Source organism: Rhodoferax sp. MLSD5-FHT05B10 (assembly GCF_058793415.1).
Map to the genome: position 1 here is coordinate 257,844 of NZ_JBXAFT010000005.1, position 24,137 is coordinate 281,980.

Annotated in this window: 24 protein-coding genes; 11 read left to right on the top strand and 13 right to left on the bottom strand. The window is 65.0% G+C overall.

The genetic code is table 11. The features are described 5' to 3' along the window. From AC1Q5W_RS10235 to AC1Q5W_RS10245, 3 genes are all read left to right on the top strand, one after another. Nucleotides 1–828, top strand: a complete 828-nt coding sequence (locus AC1Q5W_RS10235; protein ID WP_492645519.1) for a ZIP family metal transporter — start codon at nt 1–3, stop codon at nt 826–828. A gap of 99 nt (nt 829–927) precedes the next feature. Continuing rightward, entirely contained in the window at nt 928–1,557 is a 630-nt protein-coding gene (locus AC1Q5W_RS10240; protein ID WP_492645520.1) for a DUF2239 family protein, read from the top strand. Continuing rightward, a complete protein-coding gene (locus AC1Q5W_RS10245) occupies nt 1,554–2,921 on the top strand; it encodes an MATE family efflux transporter (protein ID WP_492645521.1) in 1,368 nt (455 codons plus the stop codon). Before AC1Q5W_RS10240 ends, AC1Q5W_RS10245 begins: the two co-directional genes overlap by 4 nt. Nucleotides 2,922–2,937: 16 nt before the next feature. Here the strand turns inward: AC1Q5W_RS10245 and AC1Q5W_RS10250 are convergent, their stop codons facing one another. From AC1Q5W_RS10250 to AC1Q5W_RS10270, 5 genes are all read right to left on the bottom strand, one after another. Then, nucleotides 2,938–3,654: an ABC transporter ATP-binding protein gene (locus AC1Q5W_RS10250; RefSeq protein ID WP_492645522.1), complete on the bottom strand. Its 717-nt coding sequence runs from the start codon at nt 3,652–3,654 to the stop codon at nt 2,938–2,940. Next, nucleotides 3,651–4,457, bottom strand: coding sequence for an ABC transporter ATP-binding protein (locus tag AC1Q5W_RS10255; protein ID WP_492645523.1), 807 nt, complete (start codon nt 4,455–4,457; stop codon nt 3,651–3,653). The genes AC1Q5W_RS10250 and AC1Q5W_RS10255 overlap by 4 nt, the downstream gene beginning before the upstream one ends. Beyond that, complete coding sequence (locus tag AC1Q5W_RS10260; protein WP_492645524.1) at nt 4,454–5,317, bottom strand: branched-chain amino acid ABC transporter permease; 864 nt, start codon at nt 5,315–5,317, stop codon at nt 4,454–4,456. The genes AC1Q5W_RS10255 and AC1Q5W_RS10260 overlap by 4 nt, the downstream gene beginning before the upstream one ends. Before the next feature lie 54 nt (nt 5,318–5,371). Then, nucleotides 5,372–6,253 (bottom strand): branched-chain amino acid ABC transporter permease, encoded by an 882-nt coding sequence (locus tag AC1Q5W_RS10265; protein ID WP_492645525.1) that lies wholly within the window; start codon nt 6,251–6,253, stop codon nt 5,372–5,374. Nucleotides 6,254–6,314: 61 nt separating this feature from the next. Next, nucleotides 6,315–7,472, bottom strand: coding sequence for an ABC transporter substrate-binding protein (locus AC1Q5W_RS10270; protein WP_492645526.1), 1,158 nt, complete (start codon nt 7,470–7,472; stop codon nt 6,315–6,317). A 198-nt stretch (nt 7,473–7,670) separates the two neighbouring features. Between AC1Q5W_RS10270 and AC1Q5W_RS10275 the strand changes: the two genes are divergently transcribed. The 4 genes from AC1Q5W_RS10275 (at nt 7,671) to AC1Q5W_RS10290 (ending at nt 12,470) form a co-directional block, all read left to right on the top strand. Further along, entirely contained in the window at nt 7,671–8,828 is a 1,158-nt protein-coding gene (locus tag AC1Q5W_RS10275) for an ABC transporter substrate-binding protein (protein WP_492645527.1), read from the top strand. A 77-nt stretch (nt 8,829–8,905) separates the two neighbouring features. Then, nucleotides 8,906–9,943 (top strand): branched-chain amino acid ABC transporter permease, encoded by a 1,038-nt coding sequence (locus tag AC1Q5W_RS10280; protein WP_492645528.1) that lies wholly within the window; start codon nt 8,906–8,908, stop codon nt 9,941–9,943. After that, a complete protein-coding gene (locus tag AC1Q5W_RS10285) occupies nt 9,940–11,712 on the top strand; it encodes a branched-chain amino acid ABC transporter ATP-binding protein/permease (RefSeq protein ID WP_492645529.1) in 1,773 nt (590 codons plus the stop codon). The genes AC1Q5W_RS10280 and AC1Q5W_RS10285 overlap by 4 nt, the downstream gene beginning before the upstream one ends. 20 nt (nt 11,713–11,732) lie before the next feature. Further along, a complete protein-coding gene (locus tag AC1Q5W_RS10290) occupies nt 11,733–12,470 on the top strand; it encodes an ABC transporter ATP-binding protein (protein ID WP_492646172.1) in 738 nt (245 codons plus the stop codon). A 75-nt stretch (nt 12,471–12,545) separates the two neighbouring features. Here AC1Q5W_RS10290 and AC1Q5W_RS10295 read toward each other — a convergent pair whose 3' ends face one another. The 3 genes from AC1Q5W_RS10295 to AC1Q5W_RS10305 are packed head-to-tail and all read right to left on the bottom strand — an operon-like array spanning nt 12,546 to nt 15,464. Then, on the bottom strand, nt 12,546–13,427 hold the full coding sequence (locus AC1Q5W_RS10295) for a sulfurtransferase (protein WP_492645530.1): 882 nt from the start codon (nt 13,425–13,427) through the stop codon (nt 12,546–12,548). Between the two features lie 10 nt (nt 13,428–13,437). Next, nucleotides 13,438–14,325 carry a DMT family transporter gene (locus tag AC1Q5W_RS10300; RefSeq protein ID WP_492645531.1) on the bottom strand — a complete coding sequence of 296 codons (888 nt, stop codon included), beginning with the start codon at nt 14,323–14,325 and terminating at the stop codon, nt 13,438–13,440. Beyond that, nucleotides 14,325–15,464, bottom strand: a complete 1,140-nt coding sequence (locus AC1Q5W_RS10305; RefSeq protein WP_492645532.1) for an aromatic ring-hydroxylating oxygenase subunit alpha — start codon at nt 15,462–15,464, stop codon at nt 14,325–14,327. The genes AC1Q5W_RS10300 and AC1Q5W_RS10305 overlap by 1 nt, the downstream gene beginning before the upstream one ends. Before the next feature lie 213 nt (nt 15,465–15,677). Between AC1Q5W_RS10305 and AC1Q5W_RS10310 the strand changes: the two genes are divergently transcribed. The 4 genes from AC1Q5W_RS10310 (at nt 15,678) to AC1Q5W_RS10325 (ending at nt 20,602) form a co-directional block, all read left to right on the top strand. Next, nucleotides 15,678–15,941, top strand: coding sequence for an exodeoxyribonuclease VII small subunit (locus AC1Q5W_RS10310; RefSeq protein WP_492645533.1), 264 nt, complete (start codon nt 15,678–15,680; stop codon nt 15,939–15,941). After that, nucleotides 15,938–16,900: a polyprenyl synthetase family protein gene (locus AC1Q5W_RS10315; RefSeq protein WP_492645534.1), complete on the top strand. Its 963-nt coding sequence runs from the start codon at nt 15,938–15,940 to the stop codon at nt 16,898–16,900. Before AC1Q5W_RS10310 ends, AC1Q5W_RS10315 begins: the two co-directional genes overlap by 4 nt. Nucleotides 16,901–16,976: 76 nt before the next feature. Further along, entirely contained in the window at nt 16,977–18,863 is a 1,887-nt protein-coding gene (gene dxs / locus AC1Q5W_RS10320) for a 1-deoxy-D-xylulose-5-phosphate synthase (protein WP_492645535.1), read from the top strand. Between the two features lie 131 nt (nt 18,864–18,994). Continuing rightward, nucleotides 18,995–20,602 (top strand): methyl-accepting chemotaxis protein, encoded by a 1,608-nt coding sequence (locus AC1Q5W_RS10325; protein ID WP_492645536.1) that lies wholly within the window; start codon nt 18,995–18,997, stop codon nt 20,600–20,602. A 14-nt stretch (nt 20,603–20,616) separates the two neighbouring features. On the opposite strand, the gene AC1Q5W_RS10330 is transcribed toward AC1Q5W_RS10325, so the two are convergent. The 5 genes from AC1Q5W_RS10330 to rfaD form a co-directional block, all read right to left on the bottom strand. Continuing rightward, on the bottom strand, nt 20,617–21,138 hold the full coding sequence (locus AC1Q5W_RS10330; RefSeq protein ID WP_492645537.1) for a hypothetical protein: 522 nt from the start codon (nt 21,136–21,138) through the stop codon (nt 20,617–20,619). 73 nt (nt 21,139–21,211) lie between these two features. After that, entirely contained in the window at nt 21,212–21,592 is a 381-nt protein-coding gene (gene crcB / locus AC1Q5W_RS10335) for a fluoride efflux transporter CrcB (RefSeq protein WP_492645538.1), read from the bottom strand. Between the two features lie 39 nt (nt 21,593–21,631). Further along, a complete protein-coding gene (locus AC1Q5W_RS10340; protein WP_492645539.1) occupies nt 21,632–22,417 on the bottom strand; it encodes an SDR family oxidoreductase in 786 nt (261 codons plus the stop codon). A 167-nt stretch (nt 22,418–22,584) separates the two neighbouring features. Further along, nucleotides 22,585–22,992, bottom strand: coding sequence for a ComEA family DNA-binding protein (locus AC1Q5W_RS10345; protein WP_492645540.1), 408 nt, complete (start codon nt 22,990–22,992; stop codon nt 22,585–22,587). 118 nt (nt 22,993–23,110) lie between these two features. Next, nucleotides 23,111–24,130, bottom strand: a complete 1,020-nt coding sequence (gene rfaD, locus AC1Q5W_RS10350) for an ADP-glyceromanno-heptose 6-epimerase (RefSeq protein WP_492645541.1) — start codon at nt 24,128–24,130, stop codon at nt 23,111–23,113. Between the last annotated feature and the right edge of the window lie 7 nt (nt 24,131–24,137).

Consider the following 24,137-nt stretch of genomic DNA (forward strand, 5'->3'; position numbering starts at 1 on the left):
ATGACTTTGATAGCAATTCTGATGGGTACCTTGCTCGCCGGCATCGGCTCGGTGTGGCTGGCGGCGGCGTTGAGCTTTGGCGTGCTGGCCCGCTACACCCAGCACATGCTCAGCCTGGCCGCCGGTGCGCTCATGGCCACCGCGTTCATGCACCTGCTGCCCGAGGCGTTCGAGAGCCAGGTGGAACCACACGACCTGTTTCTGGTGCTGTTGCTGGGGCTGGTGTTTTTCTTTCTGCTCGACAAGGCCGAACTCTGGCACCACGGGCATGAGCACCACCATGGGCTGGAAGAGGGCGAACGGCCAGCCTCCGCCGGGCAGGAGGCGCATGACCACAGCCATGACCACGACCACGCGCACAACCACGCGCCGCAAGCCGGCAGCTGGGCCGTGCTCACTGGCGACAGCGTGCACTGCTTTGGCGACGGCATCTTGATTGCCTCGGCCTTCATGGCCGACATGCGCCTGGGCGCCATTGCCGCGCTGGCGGTGCTGGCCCACGAAGTGCCGCACCACATGGGCGACCTGATGGTGCTGCGCTCGGGGGCCAGCAACCGGCGCATGGCCTTGACCAAGGTGTCGCTGGCTGGCGCCGTCACCGCCCTGGGCGGCATGGTGGGCTACTGGCTGGTGGACCAGCTCCACGACTACCTGCCGTACTTCCTGGTGGTTGCGTCCAGCAGCTTTGTGTACGTGGCACTGGCCGATCTGATTCCCCAGCTGCAAAAGCGGCTGGCTTTGCGCCAGACCATTGCACAGGTGGTCTGGCTGGGGCTGGGCATAGGCCTGGTCACGCTGGTCAGCGGCATGGCGCACGGCGGACACTGATCCGGCCCGAGGCGGCCCGCCTTCCGTAGGGCGTACCGCTTGCTAGACGTTTATTTAACCCGGGTATAATTAATTTTTTAATTAAATCCGGGTAAATCAATGCAACCTTCCCCAACCCTGTGCACGGCCTTTGAAGGTCCGCGGCGCATTGCCAGCGGCCCGCTGCTGGAGGTGGCACCGCTGGCCAAGGCTGCGGTGGACCGCACGGCGTCCGATCCCCAGCCACCGGCGGTGCTGGTGTTTGACGATGCCAGCAGCGAGGTCGTCGAGCTGGACTGGCGCGGCACGCCCCAGGCCTTCCTGGCGCGCTTGCAGGCCCAGATCGCCAGCACCGCGCAGCCGGCCATGCTGTTGGAGGACGCGCCGGCGGCAGTGGCGCCCCGCGGCCCGGGGCGTCCCAGTCTGGGCGTAGTGGCCCGTGAGGTGACGCTGCTGCCGCGCCACTGGGACTGGCTGGGCCAGCAAAGCGGTGGCGCCTCGGTGGCCCTGCGCAAGCTGGTGGAGACGGCGCGCCGGGCCCAGGAAGCCCAGGACCGGGTGCGCCAAGCCCGTGCGGTGGGCTACAAATTTATGTCCACCATGGCCGGGCATGCGCCGGGGTTCGAGGAAGCCAGCCGAGCCCTGTTTGCCGGCGACCGCGCTGCCCTTGAAACCCACACCGCCGCCTGGCCGGCCGATGTGCGCACGCACCTGATGCAACTGCTGGCGGAGGCCTGGGTAACCCCATGACGCACCACACTCCCGCTCCCGCCTTTGCGCCACCGCTGTGGCGCAGCTATCTGGCATTTCTGGTGCCCATGATCCTGAGCAACATCCTGCAGGCGCTGTCCGGCACGGTGAACAACATCTACCTCGGCCAGATGCTGGGCGTGCAGGCCATGGCTTCGGTGTCGGCGTTTTTCCCGGTGCTGTTTTTCCTCATCGCCTTCATGATCGGGCTGGGCTCCGGCGCGGCCGTGCTGATTGGCCAGGCCTGGGGCGCGCGCGAGGTGAACCGGGTGCGCGCCATTGCCGGCACCACGCTGACCGTGGGCCTGTGCGCCGGTCTGCTGGTGGCCGTGTTCGGCGGCACCTACACCGAGATCATGCTGCGCGCGCTGGGCACCCCGGTCGACATCCTGCCCGGAGCCACGGCCTATGCCCGCATCATGCTGCTGGCCGCGCCGGGGGTGTTCCTGTTCCTGCTCACCACCTCCATGTTGCGCGGTGTGGGCGACACGAAGACGCCGCTGCTGACGCTGCTGATCTCGACCATCGTCGGCCTGCTGGTGACGCCGGCGCTGATCCGCGGCTGGCTGGGCTTGCCGCAGATGGGTGTGGCCAGCGGGGCCTATGCTGCCGTGGTGTCCTACCTGGCGGCACTGGGCTGGACGGCGTGGCATCTGCGCCGCAAGCACCACGTGCTGGCGCCTGATGCGCTCTTTGTGCGCTACCTCACGATCGACCGCGCCATCCTGCGCAAGGTGCTGCGCATCGGCCTGCCTACGGCGGTGTCCATGATCACCATCTCGGTGGCGGAGATCGCGGTGCTGTTTCTGGTCAACCGCTTTGGCTCACAGGCCACGGCCGCCTACGGTGCGGTGAACCAGATCGTGTCCTACGTGCAGTTCCCCGCCATCTCCATCGCCATCGCGGCGTCCATCCTGGGGGCGCAGGCCATTGGCGCCGGGCGGGGGCACACGCTGGGCCACATTGCCCGCACCGGCATTGTGCTGAACCTGCTGCTGACCGGCTCTCTGGTGCTGCTGGGCTACCTGTTTTCGCGCCACATCGTCGGCTTGTTCATTACCGATGCCGCAGTGGTGGAGCTGGCGCAGACGCTGCTGCACATCATGCTGTGGAGCAGCGTCATCATGGGCATGTCCATGGTGCTGTCGGGCCTGATGCGTGCCAGCGGTACGGTGCTGGTGCCCACGCTGCTGAGCATGCTGGCCATTGCCGGGGTGGAGGTGCCGGTGGCCTGGCTGCTGAGCACGCCCTATGGGCTCAATGGCATCTGGGCGGCGTATCCGGTGGCGTTCCTGGCCATGCTGGGCATGCAGACGACGTACTACCGGACGGTGTGGCGCAAGAAGCCGATCCGGCGGCTGTGAGCCGCCGCATCCGCCGTCAGCTGCCGAGGTAGGCGTCCTGCACCCGCGGATTGACCAGCAGCTCGCGGCCGGTTCCTTCCAGGATGATGGAGCCCGTTTCCAGGACGTAGGCGCGGTCGGAAATCTTCAGCGCCTGGCGCACGTTCTGCTCGACCAGGAAAATCGTCAGCCCGGCCTGGTTGATGTCGCGCAGGGTGCGGAAAATGTCCTGCACGATGATGGGCGCCAGCCCCATGGAGGGCTCATCGAGCAGCAGCACGCGCGGCTTGGCCATCAGCGCGCGGCCAATCGCCAGCATCTGCTGCTCGCCACCCGACAGGTTGCCCGCCAGGCCACCGGCGCGGTCCTTGAGCACGGGAAACAGGCCGTAGACGTAGTCGAGGTCGGCGGCCCGGTTGCCCTTGTCCCGGCGGCTGTAGGCTCCCAGTTCCAGGTTTTCCTGCACGGTCAGCGTCGTCAGCGTGGCCCGGCCTTCGGCTACCTGCACCATGCCGCTGGACACGATCTTGTGCGGCGACATTTTCGTGAGGTCCTGGCCATCGAGCACGACGCGGCCAGCTGCCTTTTTCACCAGGCCCGAGAGCGCCAGCAGGGTAGTGGACTTGCCGGCGCCGTTGGCGCCCACCAGCGTGGTGATCTGGCCTTCACGCAGTTCGAAGTTGATGCCCTTGACGGCTTCGATATGGCCGTAGTGGACTTTCAGGTCGTTGACCTGCAGCAGTGGCGCGCTCATGCGGTGGCTCCCCGGTCGTCCATGGTGACCTCGTCATCTTCGCGGCCCAGGTAGGCCTCGATCACCTGCGGGTTGTTGCGTATGGCATCGGGGCTGCCACGCGCAATGATGCGCCCGAAATTCAGTACGGCAATGTCGCTGCACAGGCCCATCACAAAGCGCATGTCGTGTTCAATCATGAAAATCGCGTAACCGCGTTCGCTGATGTTGCGGATCTCCTGCATCAGCTCGACTTTTTCGCCGCTGTTCATTCCGGCCACCGGTTCATCCAGCAACAGCAGCTTGGGGTTGGTGGCCAGCGCCCGTGCCAGCTCCAGCTTGCGCTGCTCGCCGTACGACAGGTTGTCGGCCAGGTCGGACGCCTTGTGGTCCAGGCGGACCCAGGATAGCAGTTCGCGCGCGCGGTCGCGGGCGCGCCGCTCCTCGCTGCGGAACAGGCCTGTGCTGGCCAGCAGACCCAGGGCACCGTACTGCAGTTGTGCGTGCAGGCCCACCATGACGTTTTCCAGCAGCGACATCTCCTTGAAGATGCGGATGTTCTGGAAGGTCCGGGCAATTCCCAGGCGGGTGATGTCATGCGGCTTGCGGCCGGCCAGGTCCTGGCCCTGGAATTCAATGCGGCCGCTGGTGGGCGGCAGCAAGCCGGTGATCAGGTTGAAAACGGTGGTCTTGCCGGCGCCGTTCGGGCCGATCAAGCCAAAAATGCCTTTTTGCGGGATGTCGAGGTTCACATCCTGCAATACCTTGAGGCCGCCAAAATGGCGCGAAACGGCTTCCAGTTTCAGGGACGTTGAGGTGCTCATGCGCGGCTCCCTTTGCGGCCGAACCACTGGCGCAAGCGTGCCGGGTCCCAGATGCCCTTGGGCAGGAACAGCACGATGAGCACCAGGATGAAGCCGTTGACGACCAGCCGGAAATCCTGGAAGGTGCGCAGGGCTTCGGGCAGCAGGGTGAGGATGACGGCGCCGACCACCGGCCCGGTCAGGCTGCTGATGCCGCCCAGAATCGTCATGGTGAGAATTTCCACCGCGCGGTCAAAACCGTATTCGCCGGGGCTGATGAAAAACGTCAGGTGGGCGTTGAGCACACCGGCCAGTCCGGCAATCGCCCCGCCCAGCACAAAGGCCAGCATCTTGTAGGCGCCGACGTCAATGCCCATCAGGCCTGCGGCGGTTTCGTCTTCCTTGATCGACTCGAAGGCGCGGCCAATTTTGGAGCGGCGCAGGCGCCACAGCACAGCCAGCGTCAGCACCAGGGCCAGCGCCACGTGCCACCACTGGGTCGATTGCGCAATGCCGTTGAGGCCGAGCGCGCCGCCGGTCAGGGATTCAGTGTTGAGCACCGCAATGCGCACCACTTCGCCAAAGGCCAGGGTCGCCATGGCCAGGTACACGCCGGAAAGCCTGAGGGTGGGCTTGCCGATGACAAAGGCCATCAGCGCCGGCGCCGCCATGCCGGCCAGCAGCACGACGGGAAACGGCAGGCCGTAGTTCATGGTCAGGATGGCCGAGGTGTAGGCGCCGATGCCCATGAACGCCGCATTGGCGATGGCCAGCATGCCGCAGGACAGGGTGAGGTAGATGGAAAGGGCCAGCAGCGAATTGGTGCCCAGGGTAAGCACCAGGTTGCTGTAGACCGCCCAGAAGTTGTCGAACCATTCCATGTTCAGTGACCGCCCGTCGGGCGGCAGAAAAATTGCGCGAGAGGAAATTGCATGTCAGACCTTGCGTTCTTGCAGCCGACCGAACAGGCCCTTGGGTCGCACCAGCAGGATGAGAAAGAGCAGGCCGAAGGCGACTGCGTCCCGCATGCTGGAGCCAATGTAGGCAACCGACAGCACCTCGGCAAAGCCCAGGAACAGGCCGCCTATCAGTGCGCCGCGGATATCGCCCATGCCGCCCAGGATGATCACCGCAATGCCCTTGTGCAGCATGGGTTGGCCCATGAGCGGAAACAGGGCATTCGAATACAGGCCAATGAGCACGCCGGCCACGCCGCCCAGACCGGCGGCGGCAAAAGACGTGAAGAAGAAAAGCCCCTCGACGTTGATGCCGACCAGATAGGCCGCTTTGGGGGATTCGGCAATGGCGCGCAGGGCCCGGCCGAACTGGGTTTTCTTCAGGGCCAGCAGCAGAGCGGCCATCAGTGCAAAGGACAGGAAAATGATGCCCAACTCCAGCGCCGTCAGCTGCAGGCCGCCGAACATCAAGAGATCTTCGGGCACGAGGCCGGGCGGAAAGCGCAGGCTTTCGGCGCCAAAAATGCCCTGGACGCTGTTGTTGAGAATGATGGCCACGCCGATCGTGGCAATCATGGGAATCAGGTGGGGGGCATTGCGGGCACGCAACGGCCGCAGTACCAGCACATCAACGGCCAGCCCGAGCAGGCCGCAAAACACAAATGCAAACAGCAGCGCGCCCCAGAGCGGCAAGGCAAAGCGCACGACGGCTTGCTCTGCGGCATAGGCACCGACCATGAAAATCGCGCCATGGGACAGGTTTATGACGCCCAGGACCCCGAAGATGAGGGTGAAGCCGAGTGCAAACAGGGCGTAGACGCACCCGAGTGACAAGGCATTGACGAGCTGTTGTTCAAGCATTTTGTTCTTTACACAAGCGCGCGGCCCCGCCACAGGGGTGGCGGGGCCGCGCGTTTCAGTCTTACTTCTCGATCGAGAACTTGTCGCCGCGTGTCACGCTGACGATGGCGGTCTGCTGGGCGTCGTAACCGGCTGGCTTGCCGGCTCTGTCGTTGGCGCGGCGGAAGCTGAAGGCGCCGGTCGCACCCACGTGTTTCACGGCCGGCAGGGCTTCACGCAGTGCGGTGCGATCGGCTGCCAGGTCGCCGCTGAGCTTGATCTTGCGCAGGGCCTGGGCGGCGATGTTCATGGCGTCATAGGACTGGGCCGCGAACTGGTCGGGCGCCGTCTTGAACCGGGAGGTGTAGGCGACCACGAACTTGCGGTTGGCATCAGCCTGGTTCTCGATCGACCAGGGGCTGCCCACGTACAGGCCGTCCGACTTGCCCTTGGCCAGTTCGAACACCTTGACCGAGTTCATGCCGTTGCCGCCGATGATGGGCACGTTCAGGCCCACTTGGCGGGCTTGCACCATGATGGGTGCGCCTTCAGCCAGCAGGGCCGACAGCACGATGGCATCGGGGTTGCTGGCCTTGATCTTCGTCAGCTGGGCCTTGAAGTCCACGTCGCCCTTGGCGAAGGTTTCGGTTGTCGTGACGGGGATCTTCAGGTCTTCGAGCGCCTTCTTGAAGTTGTCGTAGCCGCTCTTGGTGAACACGTCGTCGTTGCCATACAGCACGGCCACTTTCTTGATGCCGGACTTCTTGACTGCCATCTTGATGGTCTCGGGCAGCACGTCGGCTTCAGTCACCGAATTGCGGAACACGTAGTCACCGATGGAGGTGATGCCGTCGGCTGTGTTGGACGTACCAAAGGCCACGGTCTTGGCGGCTTGGGCAATCGGGTCGGCGGCCTGTGCCGAGTTCGACAGCGTGGGGCCGAACACCATCAGCACCTTGTCCTGAAAAATCAGTTTCTTGAAGACGTTGATGGCTTCTTCTTTTTTGCCTTGTTCGTCTTCGACGATCAGCTGCAGCTTGTTGCCGTTGATGCCGCCGGCGGCATTGATTTCATCGGCCGCGAGCTGGAAGCCGTTGCGGATGGCAACGCCGTACTGCGCGGCGCCGCCCGACAGGGCCTCGGCTACACCGATCCGGATGTCTGCTGCACTGGCGCTGGTGCTGAAGGTGGCAGCCAAGGCAAGAGAAAGCAAAGAAGCCGTGAAAATTTTTTGTCTCATTTGAAAGTCCTTGTTGAAATGCACGGTCGAAAGCAGGAGGGATGATTTTACATATCCCGGCCATCCCCGCAGCAAGCGCGCCCGTTGGACCCGGTGCCGGCTCGGGAATTCTGGATGGCTGGCCTTGTTGCGGGGGAATCACCACCGCGTTTGGTATCATGATCCGTTACGCAACAACAGGTGTGCCGGAGACAATCCATGTTCAAGAAATTCAACAAATCGCTTATCGTCACTGCCCTGTCCGCCTTGTCGGTCAGTCTGGCCTGGGCCGACATCAATGTCGGCGTATCGGTATCGGCCACGGGGCCGGCGGCCTCGCTCGGCATTCCGCAAAAGAACACCGTTGCCCTGTTCCCGAAGACCATTGGCGGGCAAAAGGTCAACTACATTGTTCTGGACGATGCCACCGACACCACGGCGGCAGTGAAGAACATCAAGAAGCTGATCAGCGAAAACAAGGTCGATGTGGTTATCGGTTCGAGCACCACGCCGAACTCCCTGGCCATGATGGATGTGGCTGCCGAGGCCGAGACGCCCATGATTTCGCTGGCCGGTTCGGCCATCGTTGTCGAGCCGATGGACAGCAAGCGGGCCTGGGTTTTCAAATCGGCCCAAAACGATGCCCACATGGCAACGGCCATTGTGGAGCACATGAACAGCCAGAACGCGCAGACCGTCGGCTTCATCGGCTTTGCGGATGCCTATGGCGAGGGCTGGTTCAAGGAATTCGCCAAAATCGCCGAAGTCCGCAAACTGCGGATTGTTGCCAGTGAGCGCTACCAGCGCAACGACACCTCCGTGTCCGGCCAGATCCTGAAGATTCTTGCCGCCAAGCCCGACGCGGTCCTCATTGCCGCCGCCGGAACGCCGGGCGTGCTGCCCGAGAAGACGCTGAAGGAAAAAGGATACAAGGGTCTGATCTACCAGACGCACGGCATTGCCAACCCCGACTTCCTGCGCGTCGGTGGCAAGGACGTCGAGGGCACCTTCCTGCCGATCGGGCCGGTTGTGGTGGCTTCCCAGTTGCCTGATGGTTATCCCAACAAGAAGGCGGGTCTGGACTACGTTGCCAAATACGAGGCCGCGTACGGCAAGGGCTCGGTCAGCTCGTTCGGCGCCCATGCCTGGGACGCGGGCCTGCTGCTGCAAAACGCCATTCCGCGTGCCCTGGGCAAGAAGGTGCAGCCGGGAACCAAGGAGTTCCGTGCCGCATTGCGTGAAGCGCTGGAAAACACCCGCAACCTGTCTGCCGCGCATGGCGTTTTCAACCTCAGCGCCCAGGACCACCAGGGTTTTGACCAGCGCGCCCGCGTGATGGTCAAGATCGAAGGCGGCACCTGGAAGCTGATCAAGTAAGCGCTGCGCAGTAACGAGGGTGCGAATGCGGCAAGGAATGTCCGGCTCATTGCCGCTGTGCTGAGGTTTTGGTTCTGATGGATTTGCAGATTGCCCTGTTACTCGGACAGGATGGCATCACCAATGGTGCCATCTATGCGCTCCTGGCTCTGGCGCTGGTTCTGGTGTTCGCGGTCACACGCGTCATTTTTATCCCGCAGGGCGAATTCGTGGCCTTTGGCGCGCTCAGTCTGGCCAGCCTGCAGGCCGGCAAGTTGCCAGGAACGCTCTGGTTGCTGATCGGTCTGGGTGCGGTCACCGCGCTCGTCGAGGTCGCCACTGCGCTGCGTGCGCGCCAGTTGCAGCGCATCCCGGTGCTCCTGCTGTTCAATTGCGGCGTGCCGCTGCTGCTGGCCGGACTGCTGTTTGCCGTGCCGCTGGCGACCCTGCCGCTGGCTGTGCAGGTGGTTCTGGCGCTGCTGCTGGTTGTGCCGCTGGGACCGATGGTCTACCGGCTGGCCTATCAGCCGATTGCCGAGGCCTCGGTCCTGGTGCTGCTGATTGTCTCGATTGCCGTGCACGTCACGCTGACCGGTTTTGGCCTTCTTTTCTTCGGCGCCGAGGGCTCGCGCACGGCGCCGTTCACGGATGTCAGTTTTGAAATAGGCGACACCCTGTTGCAGGGGCAGACGATCCTCGTCGTCGCGGTGAGCGCCGCGTTGATCTGTGCCCTGTATTTCTTCTTTGAGCGCACGATCTACGGCAAGGCCTTGCGTGCCACGGCGATGAACCGCACCGGTGCCCGCCTGCTGGGCATTTCGGCGACCGTGGCCGGACGGTGGTCATTTACGTTGGCGGCCGCCATCGGCGCGTTCTCCGGCGTTCTGATCGCACCGATCACGACCATCTATTACGACTCCGGATTCCTCATCGGTCTGAAGGGCTTCGTGGGGGCCATCGTTGGTGGTCTGGCGAGCTACCCTGTAGCCGCTGCCGGTGCCGTTCTGGTTGGCCTGCTGGAGTCGTATTCGTCGTTTTATGCCAGCGCCTTCAAGGAGGTGATCGTCTTCACGCTGATCATTCCGGTGCTGCTGTGGCGTTCGCTCAATACCCGCGTGACCGAGGACGAAGAATGAAGCGGGCCTATCTGCGCCATCTTCCGGTGGCCCTTTTCATCGTCGTGCTGGCGCTTGCGCCGTTGTGCGTGTCCGAGTTTTCCGTGACACTGCTGGACTACATCGGCCTGTCGGCGCTGGTGGCCCTGGGCCTGGTGCTGCTGACCGGCGTCGGCGGCCTGACCTCCTTCGGCCAGGCGGCATTTGTCGGCCTGGGTGCCTACACCACGGCCTACCTGAGCACGGCGCACGGCGTTTCGCCGTGGCTGGCACTGTGCGCGGGGCTGTTGATCACCCTGTTCGTGGCGCTAGCCCTGGGGTTCATCACCTTGCGCCTGTCGGGGCACTTCCTGCCGCTGGGCACCATTGCCTGGGGCATCAGCCTCTATTTCCTGTTCGGCAATATCGAATGGCTGGGCGGGCATACCGGTATCAGCGGCATTCCCGTGCTCGATTTCTTCGGTATCGAATTGAAGTCGCCCCAGCAGTTCTACTACCTGATCTGGATGGTTGTCATGGGGGCCATGCTGGCCACCCGCAACCTGCTCGATTCGCGCGAAGGCCGGGCGATACGCGCGCTCAAGGGCGGCACGCTGATGGCCGAGGCGATGGGGGTCAACACGCCGCGCTCGAAGATCGTCATTTTCACGATTGCGGCGCTTTTTGCCTGCATCTCCGGCTGGTTGTATGCGCACCTGCAGCGCTTCGTCAATCCGACGCCCTTTTCCCTGGCGCAGGGCATCGAATACCTGTTCATGGCGGTCATCGGTGGCGTGGCCAATGTCTGGGGTGCGCTGCTCGGCGCCGGCCTGATCACGCTGCTCAAGCAGTGGCTGCAGGACTGGCTGCCGCAACTGCTCGGGCAAAGCGGCAACTTCGAGGTCATTGTCTTTGGCGTGCTGATGATCGTCATGCTGCAGCGGGCGCGCGACGGTTTGTGGCCGATCATCCTGGGCTGGTGGCCGCAGCGCCCGGCCTCCCGGGCCACCTTCGCCGGCGCTGCCCTGGCGCGCCGCCAGCCACCGGTGGCAGGGACCCTCTTGCTGGAAGTGAAGGACGCCAGCAAGCGTTTCGGCGGGCTGGTGGCCAACAACCGCATGAATCTCTGCGTTTCCAGCGGGGAGGTGATGGCCCTGATCGGGCCGAACGGCGCCGGCAAAAGCACGCTGTTCAATGCCATTTCCGGGGTTGACCCGGTCAGTTCCGGCGAAGTCCATTTTCTGGGCGAGGCGGTCCAGGCCTTGGGCGCGCGTGAAATCGCCCGCCGGGGCATGAGCCGGACCTTCCAGCACGTGCGCTTGCTGCCGACGATGAGCGTGCTGGAGAACGTCGCCATCGGCGCGCACATGCGCGGGCGGAAAAATTTCCTGCATGCCGCTTTCCGCACCGAGCGCGCCGAAGAGGCCAGTCTGCTGCATGAGGCAGCCCTGCAGATCGAGCGCTGCGGCCTGGGCGGACACGAGAACGACGCAGCAGGCAGCCTGCCGCTGGGCAAGCAGCGCCTGGTCGAGATTGCCCGCGCACTGGCCGCCGACCCCAGCCTGCTGCTGCTCGACGAGCCGGCCGCCGGCTTGCGCTACCTGGAAAAGCAGACGCTGGCCGCACTGCTGCGCCGCCTGCGTGCTGAGGGGATGGGCATTCTTCTGGTCGAGCACGACATGGATTTTGTGATGGGCCTGGCCGACCGTGTGGTCGTCATGGAGTTTGGCGAGAAGCTCGCCGAAGGGCGGCCCGAGGAAGTGCAGCGCAACCCTGCGGTGCTGGAAGCCTATCTTGGCGGGGTGGCATAGTGGAAACGCGCGATTCAACTCTGAACCCACCCTTGCTGGAGGTGCACGACCTGTCGGTCCGCTACGGCAAGGTCGAGGCCCTGCAGCATATCGATCTGACCATTCGTCAGGGCGATATCGTGACGGTCATCGGTCCCAATGGCGCCGGCAAGACAACCCTGCTGACCGCCTTGATGGGCCTGTTGCCGACACGGGGCGAGGTGGCCTATTGTGGCGAGCGGCTGGGTGCCGAGCACGCTGTCGAGCACCGCGTGCGCCAAGGCATGACGCTGGTTCCGGAGAAACGCGAGCTGTTCGCCGAGATGAGCGTCGAAGACAATTTGCTGCTGGGCGCCTTCGACCGTTACCGGGGCGGCCATCGCGACCATCTGGAGACGATGGACCACGTATTCAGCCTGTTTCCGATTCTGCTGCGCCGCCGCGAGCAGAGTGCTGGCACGTTGTCCGGCGGCGAGCGCCAGATGCTGGCCATGGGGCGCGCCCTCATGGCCAAGCCCAAGCTGCTGATGCTGGACGAGCCGAGTCTGGGCCTGGCGCCGCTGATCATCAAGGACATCTTCCGCATTGTTGCGGCGCTCAAGAGCAGCGGTGTTTCCATTCTGCTGGTGGAACAGAACGCGCGCGCCGCCCTGCAGGTTTCGGACTATGCCTACGTGCTGGAAAACGGCGAAATTTCGCTTAGTGGCCCCAGCGCCGAACTGGCGAACGATCCCCGCGTCATCGCGAGCTATCTGGGGCTCGGCGGAAAGCACGCCTGATTTTCCGCGCCTGGCCAATCGACCCGGCGGCGCGGCCGCTGCAGTGGCCCCGGGGCTTGCGCCTGCAGTCCGCGGTCAGCCCTGCGCCACCGGTAGGCCTGGCGTATTGCTCCACTCGCTCCAGCTGCCGGCATACAGCGCGGTAGGGCCCAGCCCGGCGACTTCCATGGCGAGGATGTTGGGCACGGCACTGACGCCGCTGCCGCAGTGGTGCACCACGGTGGCCGGGTCGCGCTCGCCCAGCAGCGCGAGGAACTCGGCTTTGAGCTGCGCCGCCGGTTTGAAGCGGCCGTCCGCCCCCAGGTTGTCGGTAAACGGGCGGTTGAGGGCTCCGGGAATGTGGCCGGCAATGGGGTCCAGCGGCTCCACCTCGCCGCGAAAGCGCGGTGCGCCCCGCGCATCGAGCACGGTCTGGCCAGCGCGGCCCAAGTTCTCCGCTATGGTTTTGGTAGCTGTCAACGCAAGCAGTTCGGGCCTTAGAGCGTAATTTCTTGCTGAAAAAGCGCCTTGGGGTCCGCTGGCAAGCGCACCGCCCGCCGCCTGCCAGGCTTGCAGACCGCCATCGAGTACGGCCACGTTGGCATGGCCAGCCCATTTCAGCATCCACCACAGGCGTCCGCAGTAATTGGCTCCCTGGCGGTCGTAGACCACGGCCTGCAGGGTGTTGTCCAGGCCCACGGAGCCGAGCCAGGCGGCGAAGGCTTCGCGGGTGGGCAGGGGGTGACGGCCACCCGAGGCGGCGGTGCCGGGCACCGGCTTGCCGGTGGCCGGGTCCTTGGGGGCGCTCAGGTGCTGGTCGAGGTGGGCATACACCGCGCCGGGAATGTGGGCCTGGGCGTACATGGCTGCACCCGCGGCGGGTTGCATCAGGTCAAAGCTGCAGTCAAACACCCGGCAGGGCTGGCCGCTGGCGAGCAAAGCCTGCAATTCGGTGGCGGAGATGAGCGTGGTGTACATGGCGGGCCTCTCAGTGTTCTTCCGCGGGGGTGTCGGGCAACGCGCGCGAGCGCAGCACCGTGGCCAGCACGCCGCTGGAGACGATGACCGCAATGCCGGCCCAGCCGATGGGGGCAATGTGGTCACCGAACAGGGTCAGGCTGAAGATGGCGGCGAACACAATGCCGGTGTACTGCATGCTGGCCACCACCAGCGTGGCGCCGTGGCTGTAGGCGCGGGTCATGCACCACTGGCCCAGCGAGGCCAGCACGCCAATCGGAATGACCCAGGCGGCGGACTGCCAGCTGACCGAGGACCATGGGGTCAGGCCGGTGAACAGCGCGCCCACGGCGCCCACCAGGGTGGTGCCCACCGAAAAATAGAACACCGTGCGTTCCTCCGGCTCGCCGGCCTTGCCCAGGGCTGTGACCTGGAGATAGGCCAGTGCCGCGCCCATGCCCGAGAGCAGGCCAATGACGCCGGCAAAGAGCTGGTTCTGGTCGATGGTGGGGCGCAGGGTCATCACCACGCCGACAAAGCCCAGCAGCACGGTGCCCAGCAGCGGCCCCTGTTTCTGGGGCGCTCCGTACAGCAGGGCGCCCCCGACGATGAAGGCAGCCACCCACACGCCGCTCATGTAGTTCAGGGTCATGGCGGTGGCCAGCGGCAGGTGGGCAATGGCGTAGAACCAGGTGCTCAGCGACAGCACGCCGATGGTGCTGCGCCACAGGTGCATCATGGGCACCGGGGTGCGCAGGCGCGCGCCGCGGGCGCGCACCACCAGCGCCATGAATGCGACGCTGACCAGCCCGCGGTAGAACACCAACTCGGAGGTGCCAAAGCTGGCCGAGGCGAACTTGATGCCCACCGCCATGGTGGCAAAGAAGAACGAAGCCAGGACCATCCACAGGGCCTGCATCAGAGCCCTAGTTGGCGGCGGTACCAGGCGTGGAAATGCTCCATGCCGTCTTCCATGGGGCTCTGGTAGGGGCCCACTTCGTTGTCACCGCGTGCCAGCAGGGCGGCACGCCCGGCGTCCATGCGCTCGCCGATCTCGTCGTCCTCGATGCAGGTTTCCATGTAGGCGGCGCGCTGGGCCTCGACAAACTCGCGCTCGAAGGCCGCGATTTCCTCGGGGTAGTAGAACTCCACCATGTTCATGGTCTTGTTCGGTCCCATGGGGTGCAGGGTCGAGACCGTCAGCACGTGCGGGTAGGCCTCCACCATGATGTGGGGGTAGTAGGTGAGCCAGATGGCGCCAAAGGTGGGGGCCTTGCCGGCGCGGTAGGCCAGCAGCGCCTGGTGCCAGCGCTTGTAGACCTCGGAGCCGCCACCGGCCTGCGCGGCCGCCAGCCCCTTGGCCACGCCCACGGTCTGCACCGAGTAGTTGTCCTTGAACTCCCAGCGCAGGTCGTCGCAGGTGACGAACTGGCCCAGTCCGGGGTGGAAGGGGCCGACGTGGTAGTCCTCCAGATAGACCTCGATGAAGGTCTTCCAGTTGTAGTTGCACTCGTGCAGTTCCACATGGTCGAGCACAAAACCGTCAAATGCCAGCGCGGCGCGCGGGCCCATGCCAGCCAGGTCGGCGGCGATGTCGCGGCCGTTGTCCTCGAACAGCAGGCCGTTCCACTCGCGCAGCTTGTAGTTGTTGAGGTTCAGGCAGGGGTCGTGGTCGAAATGGGGCGCGCCGATCAGGGTGCCGGTCGGGTGCTCGCCCGAGGGGGCGGCGCTGTAGGTCCACCGGTGGATGGGGCACACGATGTTGCCCCCGCCGTTCTGGCTGAGGTTGCCACGGCCCTTGAGCATGACGGCCTGCCGGTGGCGGCACACGTTGGACACCAGTTCCACCCCGCTGGCGTTGCGCACCAGCGCCCGGCCTTCCTGCTCTTGGGGCAGGGCGTAGTAGTCGCCGATATTGGGGACGCTCAGGGCGTGCCCGACGTAACGGGGCCCCTGCTGGAAGATGCCTTGCATCTCGCGGGCATACAGCGCCGGGTCAAAGTAGCTCGAAACGGGTAACTGGGTGTTGCCAACGGCAGTAGCGCGGGAAGGCTGCATGGGAATGACGTTTGCAGGCGGTTCGCTACCTGGGGCAGGGAAGGTCTTGCACAATTTTTGCACAACTCGGTCCTCAAAAGAGACAAAAAACCCCTCAAAGAGGGGCTTGGAGGGCAGCTACCTCGAGAGCTGCCGGGACGCTGATTGTACCCGGGGGGCGAATTTCCAGCCAGAACGCCTAAAATCGCGGTTTACTGTTTTCCGCCCATTTTCATGCCCAAGGCCAGTGCCACTTCCCCTGCCGCGTCGAACGCCGCCGCCCCTGCCGTAATCCCTGCCACCTACGAGGCCGCCATGGCGGAGCTGGAGCAGCTGGTGGCGCGCCTGGAATCGGGCGAGATGCCGCTGGACCAGCTGCTGAGCGGCTACCAGCGCGGGGCGCAGCTGCTGCAGTTCTGCCGTGACCGCCTGCAAGCCGTGGAAGACCAGATCAAGGTGCTGGACGAAGGCACGCTCAAGGCCTGGAAGCCCCAATGAGCGCCGCCACCGCTTTCCCCGATACCCCCGTTGCCGCGTTCAATCTGGACGCCTGGAGCCGCGTGCGCCTGGCGCAGGTCGAACAGGCGCTGGGCCGCTGGGTCACCGCCGAGGCGCCGCAAGGGCTGGACCATGGCGCGCCTGCGGCACTGGTGGAGGCCATGCGCTACGCCGTGCTGGATGGCGGCAAGCGCCTGCGCCCGTTGCTGGTGCTGGCCACCCATGAGGCGGTCTGCGACCCCGCGGACACCGGTGCCGCGCACGCTGCCATGCGGGCGGCCTGCGCGGTGGAGCTGATTCACGCTTACTCGCTGGTGCATGACGACATGCCCTGCATGGACAACGACGTGCTGCGTCGGGGCAAACCCACGGTGCACGTGCAGTTCGGCGAGGCCAGCGCCCTGCTGGCCGGTGACGCTTTGCAGGCCCTGGCGTTTGAATTGCTCACGCCGCTGGATGGCTCGGTTCCCGAGGCCACGCAGGCGCGCCTGTGCGGCCTGCTGGCCCGTGCCGCGGGCAGCGCTGGCATGGCGGGTGGTCAGGCCATCGACCTGGCAAGCGTGGGTCTGCCCCTGACCGAGCGCCAGTTGCGCGAGATGCACGAGCTCAAGACCGGTGCGCTGTTGCAGGGCAGTGTGATGATGGGGGCCCGCTGCGGGACGCCGGATGCGCGGGTCCTGGCGGCTCTGGAGTCCTACGGCTCGGCCATCGGCCTGGCCTTCCAGGTGGTGGACGACATTCTGGATGTGACCGCCGATTCGGCCACCCTGGGCAAAACGGCCGGCAAGGACGCCAGCAACGACAAGCCCACCTACGTCTCCCTCATGGGCCTGCCGGCCAGCCAGGCCTATGCTCGACGCCTGCTGGACCAGGCCCTGACGGCGTTGGACCGCAGCGGACTGCCCCACACGCAGGCCTTGCGTGCACTGGCCGACATGGTGGTGAACCGCGTCTGCTGATGCAGGTGAAAATTTGAATCAAATGAGCCGCTAGCCCCTTATGAATATGCGCAAGCAGCTACTGAAACAATAGCATATGCCGAAAAATCTGTACCCCCTGCTGGAGACCATCAACGACCCGGCCGACCTGCGCCAGGTTCCGCGAGACCAGTTGCGCGAGCTGACCGACGAGTTGCGTGCCTACCTGCTCGACAGCGTGGCCAAGACCGGTGGGCACCTGAGTTCCAACCTCGGCACCGTGGAACTTACCGTGGCCCTGCACTATGTGTTCAACACCCCGCAGGACCGGCTGGTGTGGGATGTGGGCCACCAGACCTATCCGCACAAGATCCTCACCGGACGGCGTGCCCGCATGGCCACGCTGCGCCAGCTGGGGGGGCTCTCCGGGTTTCCGCAACGCGCGGAAAGCGAGTTCGACACCTTCGGCACGGCGCACTCCAGTACCTCCATCTCCGCCGCGCTGGGCATGGCGCTGGCCGCGCGCATCCAGGGCGAGGAACGCCACGCGGTGGCTATCATCGGCGACGGCGCCATGACGGCCGGCATGGCCTTCGAGGCGTTGAACAACGCGGGCGTGGCCGACTGCAACCTGCTGGTCATCCTCAACGACAACGACATGAGCATCAGCCCGCCCGTGGGCGCGCTCAACCGCTACCTGGCGCAGCTGATGAGCGGGCAGTTCTACGCCGCAGCCAAGAACGTGGGCCGCAGCGTGCTGAAGAATGCACCGCCCCTGCTGGAGCTGGCCAAGCGCCTGGAGCAGCAGGCCAAGGGCATGGTGGTGCCGGCCACGCTGTTCGAGAAATTCGGTTTCAACTACATCGGCCCCATCGATGGGCACGACCTGGACTCACTGATCCCCACGCTGGAAAACATCAAGCAGCTCAAGGGCCCGCAGTTCCTGCATGTGGTCACCAAGAAAGGCCAGGGTTACAAGCTGGCCGAGGCCGACCCCGTGGCCTACCACGGCCCCGGCAAGTTCGATCCCAGCGTGGGCCTGCAAAAGCCTGCCGTGGCGCCCAAGACGACGTTCACTCAGGTGTTCGGCCAGTGGCTGTGCGACATGGCGGAGCACGACAAGCGGCTGGTGGGCATCACCCCGGCCATGCGCGAGGGCTCGGGCATGGTCGAATTCGAGCAGCGCTTTCCTGCGCGCTACTTCGACGTCGGCATTGCCGAGCAGCACGCGGTGACCTTTGCCGCCGGTCTGGCGGCCGAGGGGCTCAAGCCCGTGGTGGCCATTTACTCCACCTTCCTGCAGCGCGCCTACGACCAGCTCATCCACGACGTCGCCATCCAGAACCTGCCGGTGGTGTTTGCGCTGGACCGCGCCGGCCTGGTGGGGGCTGACGGCGCCACCCACGCCGGCGCCTACGACATCCCGTTCCTGCGCTGCATTCCCAACGTCAGCGTGGCCTGTCCGTCCGACGAGAACGAGTGCCGCCAGTTGCTGTGCACCGCGTACGAGCAGGACCACCCGGTGGCCGTGCGCTACCCACGTGGCGCTGGCGCCGGAGTGGCGGTGCAGCCCGGCCTGCGAGGCCTGCCTTTTGGCAAGGGCGAGATCCGTCGCCAGGGCAGCGGCATTGCCATCCTGGCCTTTGGAACCCTGCTGCACCCGGCTTTGCAGGCGGCCGAGGCGCTGGGCGCCACGGTGGTCAATATGCGCTGGGCCAAGCCGCTGGATACCGCCTTGCTGCTGCAGGTGGCCGCCAATCACCAGGCGCTCGTTACGGTGGAAGAGGGTGCCACCATGGGCGGCGCCGGCAGCGCGGTGACCGAAGCGCTGCATGCCGCTGGGGTGCTGTTGCCGGTGCTGCAGCTGGGGCTGCCAGACGTGTTCATTGAGCACGGTGATCCGGCCAAGCTGCTGGCCCTGCAGGGGCTGGACGCGCCGGGCATCCAGGCGTCCATTGCACAGCGCTTTGCCGAGCTGTTGGCACCTCGGGCACGCGCCGCTTGACAGGCTGGTAGCCGCGCCCCGGGAGTCCGTCGCCCGCCGCAGCGGGGTGGGCCACTGCCTTCCGGTGGAGTGCGACAACGCTGTCTTGGTTTTGTAGCCGTTTTGTCATATGCGTTTGGCAACATCACGCCATGACACTACTTGCCAATTTGCGTATCCGTTCGCGGCTGATGTTGCTGCTGGTCTTCTCGGTGGTTGCCCTGGTGGGGCTGGGGGCATTCGCCTCGCTCACCATCAAGCGGGAGGCCGACCGGGCCACGGCCTTTATCGACGGGGAGTTTGAATCGGTACGCGCGGTCAGCGATGTCCGCTTTGCCATCGGGAACGCGCGCCGTTACGAGAAGGACGTGTTCCTGAACATGGGCGATGAAGCCCAGACCGAACGCTATACCGGCTTGTGGAACGGCGAGATCGTCGCGATCCGCAAGGCCATTACCCATGCCCAGGACCTGGCTCACCCCGCCGAAGCTGCCCGGCTGCAGGACATGCTCACCGGAATCGACGGCTATGCCAAGGGGTTCAAGGACATCCTGGGTCATCTGGAGCGGGGGGAGTTGAATGACCCCTGGGCTGCCAACAAGGCCATGGAGCCGCTCAAGACCTACATCGACCAGACCGACAAGGCACTGGTGGAGGTGTCCGACACCATCTCCGCGCGGGCCAACGCACGGCGCAGCGCATTGGCCATCACCGCGGGGCAGGCGCCCTGGCTGGTGGTGGCGGCCACGGCGCTGGTGTCGGTGATGGCAACCCTGCTGGTGCTGGCCATTGTCCGGTCCATCCTGGTGCCGATCCGGGATCTGCAGGTGACGGCGGATGCCTGGGGACTGGGGGACCTGAGTGTAGGTGTGCACAGCAGCGGCAAGGACGAGCTGGCGGACGTCAAGCGGGATCTGGGGCGCATGCACCAGTCCCTCACCCATCTGGTGGCACAGGTGCGCTCGGGCGTGGAGGTGGTCAACAGCAATACCAGCGAGATCGCCAGCGCCAACAACGACCTGTCGGAGCGCACCGAGAGCGCCGCCATTGCCCTGCAAAAAACAACCTCGTCCATCGACCGGCTGTCGCTGGCGGTGAAGCACACGGCCGATTCGGCTACCCAGGCCGTCGGAACGGCCGCAAATGCAACGCAGGTAGCCGTTCGCGGAGGGGATGTGGTGGCGCGGGTGGTGGACACCATGCACGCCATCAACACCTCATCGCAAAAAATTGCCGACATCATCGGCGTGATTGACAGCATTGCCTTCCAGACCAATATTTTGGCGCTCAACGCGGCGGTGGAAGCGGCCCGTGCCGGGGAGCAGGGGCGGGGCTTTGCGGTGGTGGCCAGTGAGGTGCGCAGCCTGGCCGGGCGCTCAGCCGACGCGGCCCGGGAAATCAAGTCGATCATCGATGCATCAGTCGACCAGGTGCGCGAGGGCTCGGTGCTGGTGGAAAGCGCCGGGCAGACCATGCAGGAAATTGTGCGCAGCGTGGGGCAGGTGTCGGCCGTCATCGACCAGATTCGCGTGGCGGCGCAGGAGCAGCATGAAGGCATCGGCCTCATCAGCGCGGCCATGGGAGGCATCGACCAGGCCACGCAGCAGAATGCCGCCATGGTGGAAGAGTCGGCGGCCGGCGCCATGAGTCTGGCCGAAGAGGTCAAGCACCTGCGGGGTGCCGTGTCGGTGTTCAAACTGCACCACGGCGAGGCCGGCGTGGGGCTGGCCAAGCCGGTAGCCTTGGTCGGGTATGCGTGAGAAGCGCGGGGGTGCTAGCGGCCCAGCCAGTGGCGCAGCGCGCGCAGCCGCTGGCGTGCACGGGCACGCACGGTGTGGACCATGCCGGCAACGGCGCGCCACGCCGCAGTGGCTCTGAAGCGCTGCATTAGGTTGTCCTTCCAGGGTTTCCAGCGCGCATAAAGCCGGGCAAACCATGCCAGGCGCATCAGCGCGGGCTGCGTCAGCGTGAACAGACGCGCCACGCCGGCCGTGCCCAGCACCTTGGCCGCCAGCACCACCAGCAGGCCCAGCAGGGCGTGGCCCTGGCTGATGGCGTAGAGCGCCAGCAGTTTGATGGGGAACAGCAGCAGCATCGGGACGGCAAACACCACCAGCGCGGCATAGGGCGGCAGGCGTGCAATCCATGCCTCCATGTGGGCCCACAGCGGCAGGCGGGCCAGCCGGGTCATCAGGCGCGCGAGCGGCTCCCAACCCCATTCTTCGAAGATCAGCAGCAACGCCAGCACCGGGGCCAGCGTGGCGTTGAAGGCGGCGGTCAACAGGCGTTTGAACATCGGCAGGACCTTACCTGTGTGCGGCAGGCGTGGCGGTTTGCGTGGTGCCAGCGGGCAGGGCCGGTACCCGCTGCTATTGCAGGGGGGGCAACTGGTGGACGGTCCAGATGCCGGCCGCCGTCATCAGCAGGGAACCCATGACGTGCAGGCTGGCCGTGCCCAGTGCCAGCGCGTAGCGTTGCTGCAGCAGCATGCTGACCACCTCGGCGCTGAAGCTGGAGAAGGTGGTAAGCCCTCCTAGAAAGCCTGTAACCAGGGCCAGACGCCACACTGGGTCGAGCTGGGGCAGGGCCTGGAACACGGCAACGCACATGCCGATGAGATAGCCGCCCACCAGATTGGCCACCAGGGTGCCCCAGGGGATGACGCCTCCGGGGCTCAGCCACAGCCCCAGGCCCCAACGGGCCAGTGCGCCCACGCTGGCGCCCACGCAAATTGCAATCACAGACAACATGGCCCTAGTTTGCCATCTTTTGCCGGGCCATTTGCCGGGTTACGAACGCGCGTGCGTGACCCCGCCATCGACCACCAGCGTGGACCCCACGACATAGTCGCCGGCGCGCGAGGCCAGGTAGATGGCCGCGCCGGCCATGTCCTCATCGGTCCCGATGCGCCCGGCCGGGATGTGGTGCGACACCTCTTCGGCATGGTCGCGTGCGAGCTTGTTCATGTCCGACGCAAAGGCTCCGGGCGCGATGGCGCTGACCACGATGTTGTCCTGGATCAGCCGCAGCGCCATGCGCCGCGTCATGTGGATCAGGCCGGCTTTGCTGGCCGCATAGGAGTAGGTTTCCATGGGGTTTACCGATACCCCGTCAATGGACGCAATGTTGATGACCTTGGCCGGCCGGGCTCCTCCATTGGCGGCCGCCGCCGTGCGCAGCAGGCCGGCCAGGGCCTGGGTCAGGAAGAAGGGGGTCTTGAGGTTGAGGTCAACCACCTTGTCCCAGCCCGATTCGGGAAATTCATCGAAGGGCGCGCCCCAGGCAGCGCCGGCGTTGTTGACCAGGATGTCGAGCGAGGTCTCGTGCCGGCCGTAAGCGGCAGCCAGGGCCTTGGCACCCTCCACCGTGGACACGTCAACCGGCAGGGATACGCATTTGCCCAGTGCCGACAATTCCTGGGCCGTCTGATCACAGGCAGCCGCCTTGCGCGCGGTGATGTAGACCGTGGCGCCCTGGGCCAGAAAGCCAGCGGCAATCATGCGGCCAATGCCGCGCGAGCCGCCAGTGACCAGGGCGGTGCGGCCTTTGAGGGTGAAAAGTTCGCTGGTGTTCATGGGGGAGTCTCCTTGTGTTGTGGGGTCATGGGATGGCAAGTGTCGCCGCGCGCTGCAAGCGTAGCCGCAAGGCGCGGGGCCGACCGTCGCCGACGTGCCATCCTGGCGGGCGGCGGGGGGCATGAAAAAAACCCGCCGCAGCGGGTTTTTGGAGGGAGGCCGGGAGATTACTTCTTGGCGGCGCTGGCGGCGGGCTTGGGCGCTTCGGCTTTGGCATCTGCCTTGGCTTTTTTCGCTTCTTCAGCCTTCATTTTGGCTTCAGCTTTGGAGTCTTTCTCTTCCTTCTTGGCGGCGGGGGCTGCGGCAGCGTCCTTGAAGCCGGCGCCGTTGACCGTCAGGCCTTCGGCGGAAAACTTGGCGGCGTTGCCTTCGCCCACGCCCTTGACGCGTTCAATGAAGTCGTTCCAGTCCTTGAAACTCCCTTTTTTACGCTCATCCAGGATCTTGGTGGAGATGGCCGGGCCAATGCCCTTGATGCCGTCGAGCTCGGCGGCAGTGGCTTTGTTGACGTCGACGGCGGCAAAGGCGGCGGCGGCGTACAGCATGGCCACGATGGCCAGGATTTTTTTCAACATGGGTTGGTTCCTTCAGGGTAGGCGATGAACTCGGACCAGTGACACCAGGGCTCTGGTGTCCACTGGATAACGGTTCGGCATCTGCCATGCCGTCAGGGTAAACCCGGAATTGCGCCGGTCAGCCTTGCGCCGCCAGGGCCTGCACGTAGCGGCGCACGCCGGTTTGCACATCGGCGAACACATGCTGGCAGCCGGCGCTGCGCAGGGCGCCGAGGTCGGCCTGGGTGTAGCTCTGGTATTTGCCGCGCAATGCGTCGGGGAAGGTGATGTACTCAATCAGGCCTGCCGATGCGGCCTGTTCCAGCGTGAGCGGGCCCTCGCCACGCTGCTGGCGCAGGGTGTTGACGACGGTGAGGGCGACGTCGTTGAACGGCTGCGCGCGACCGGTGCCCAGGTTGAAGATGCCCGATTCGCCCGGATGGTCGAAGAACCAGAGATTCACCGCCACCACGTCGTCGATGAAGACGAAGTCGCGCATTTGGCCGCCAGCAGCGTAACCACCGTACTCGCCAAACAGCTTGACCTTGCCCTCGGCCTGAAACTGGTGGAACTGGTGGAACGCCACGCTGGCCATGCGGCCCTTGTGCTGCTCGTGGGGACCGTAGACGTTGAAGTAGCGAAAGCCGACGACCTGGTTGGTCTTGCCCGCCTTGGTGCGCTGGAAGTCGGACCCGCATTCGCGGCGCATGCGCTGGTCAAACAGCAGCTTGGAGTAGCCGTAGACATTGAGGGGGCGCTCAAAGGCCGGGTCTTCGCGGAAGGTTTCCGAGCCGCCGTAGGTGGCGGCCGAGGAGGCATAGAGCAGGCGCGCGCCACGCTTCTGGCAGGCGTGGAACAGGTTGCACGACAGCGTGTAGTTGTTGTCCATCATGTACTTGCCGTCCTGCTCCATGGTGTCGCTGCAGGCGCCTTCGTGGAAAACCGCTTCGATCTGGCCGTACGCACCGTTGACAAATGCGTCGTAGAAAGTGTCCACGTCCACGTAGTCGGAGATGCGCAAATCGACCAGGTTGCGGAATTTGTCGCCCTGTTTGAGGTCATCAACGGCGATGATGTCGTCGATGCCGCGGGCGTTGAGCCCCTTGATGATGTTGCTGCCAATGAAGCCGGCGGCGCCGGTTACTACGATGCGGGTCATGGTGTTC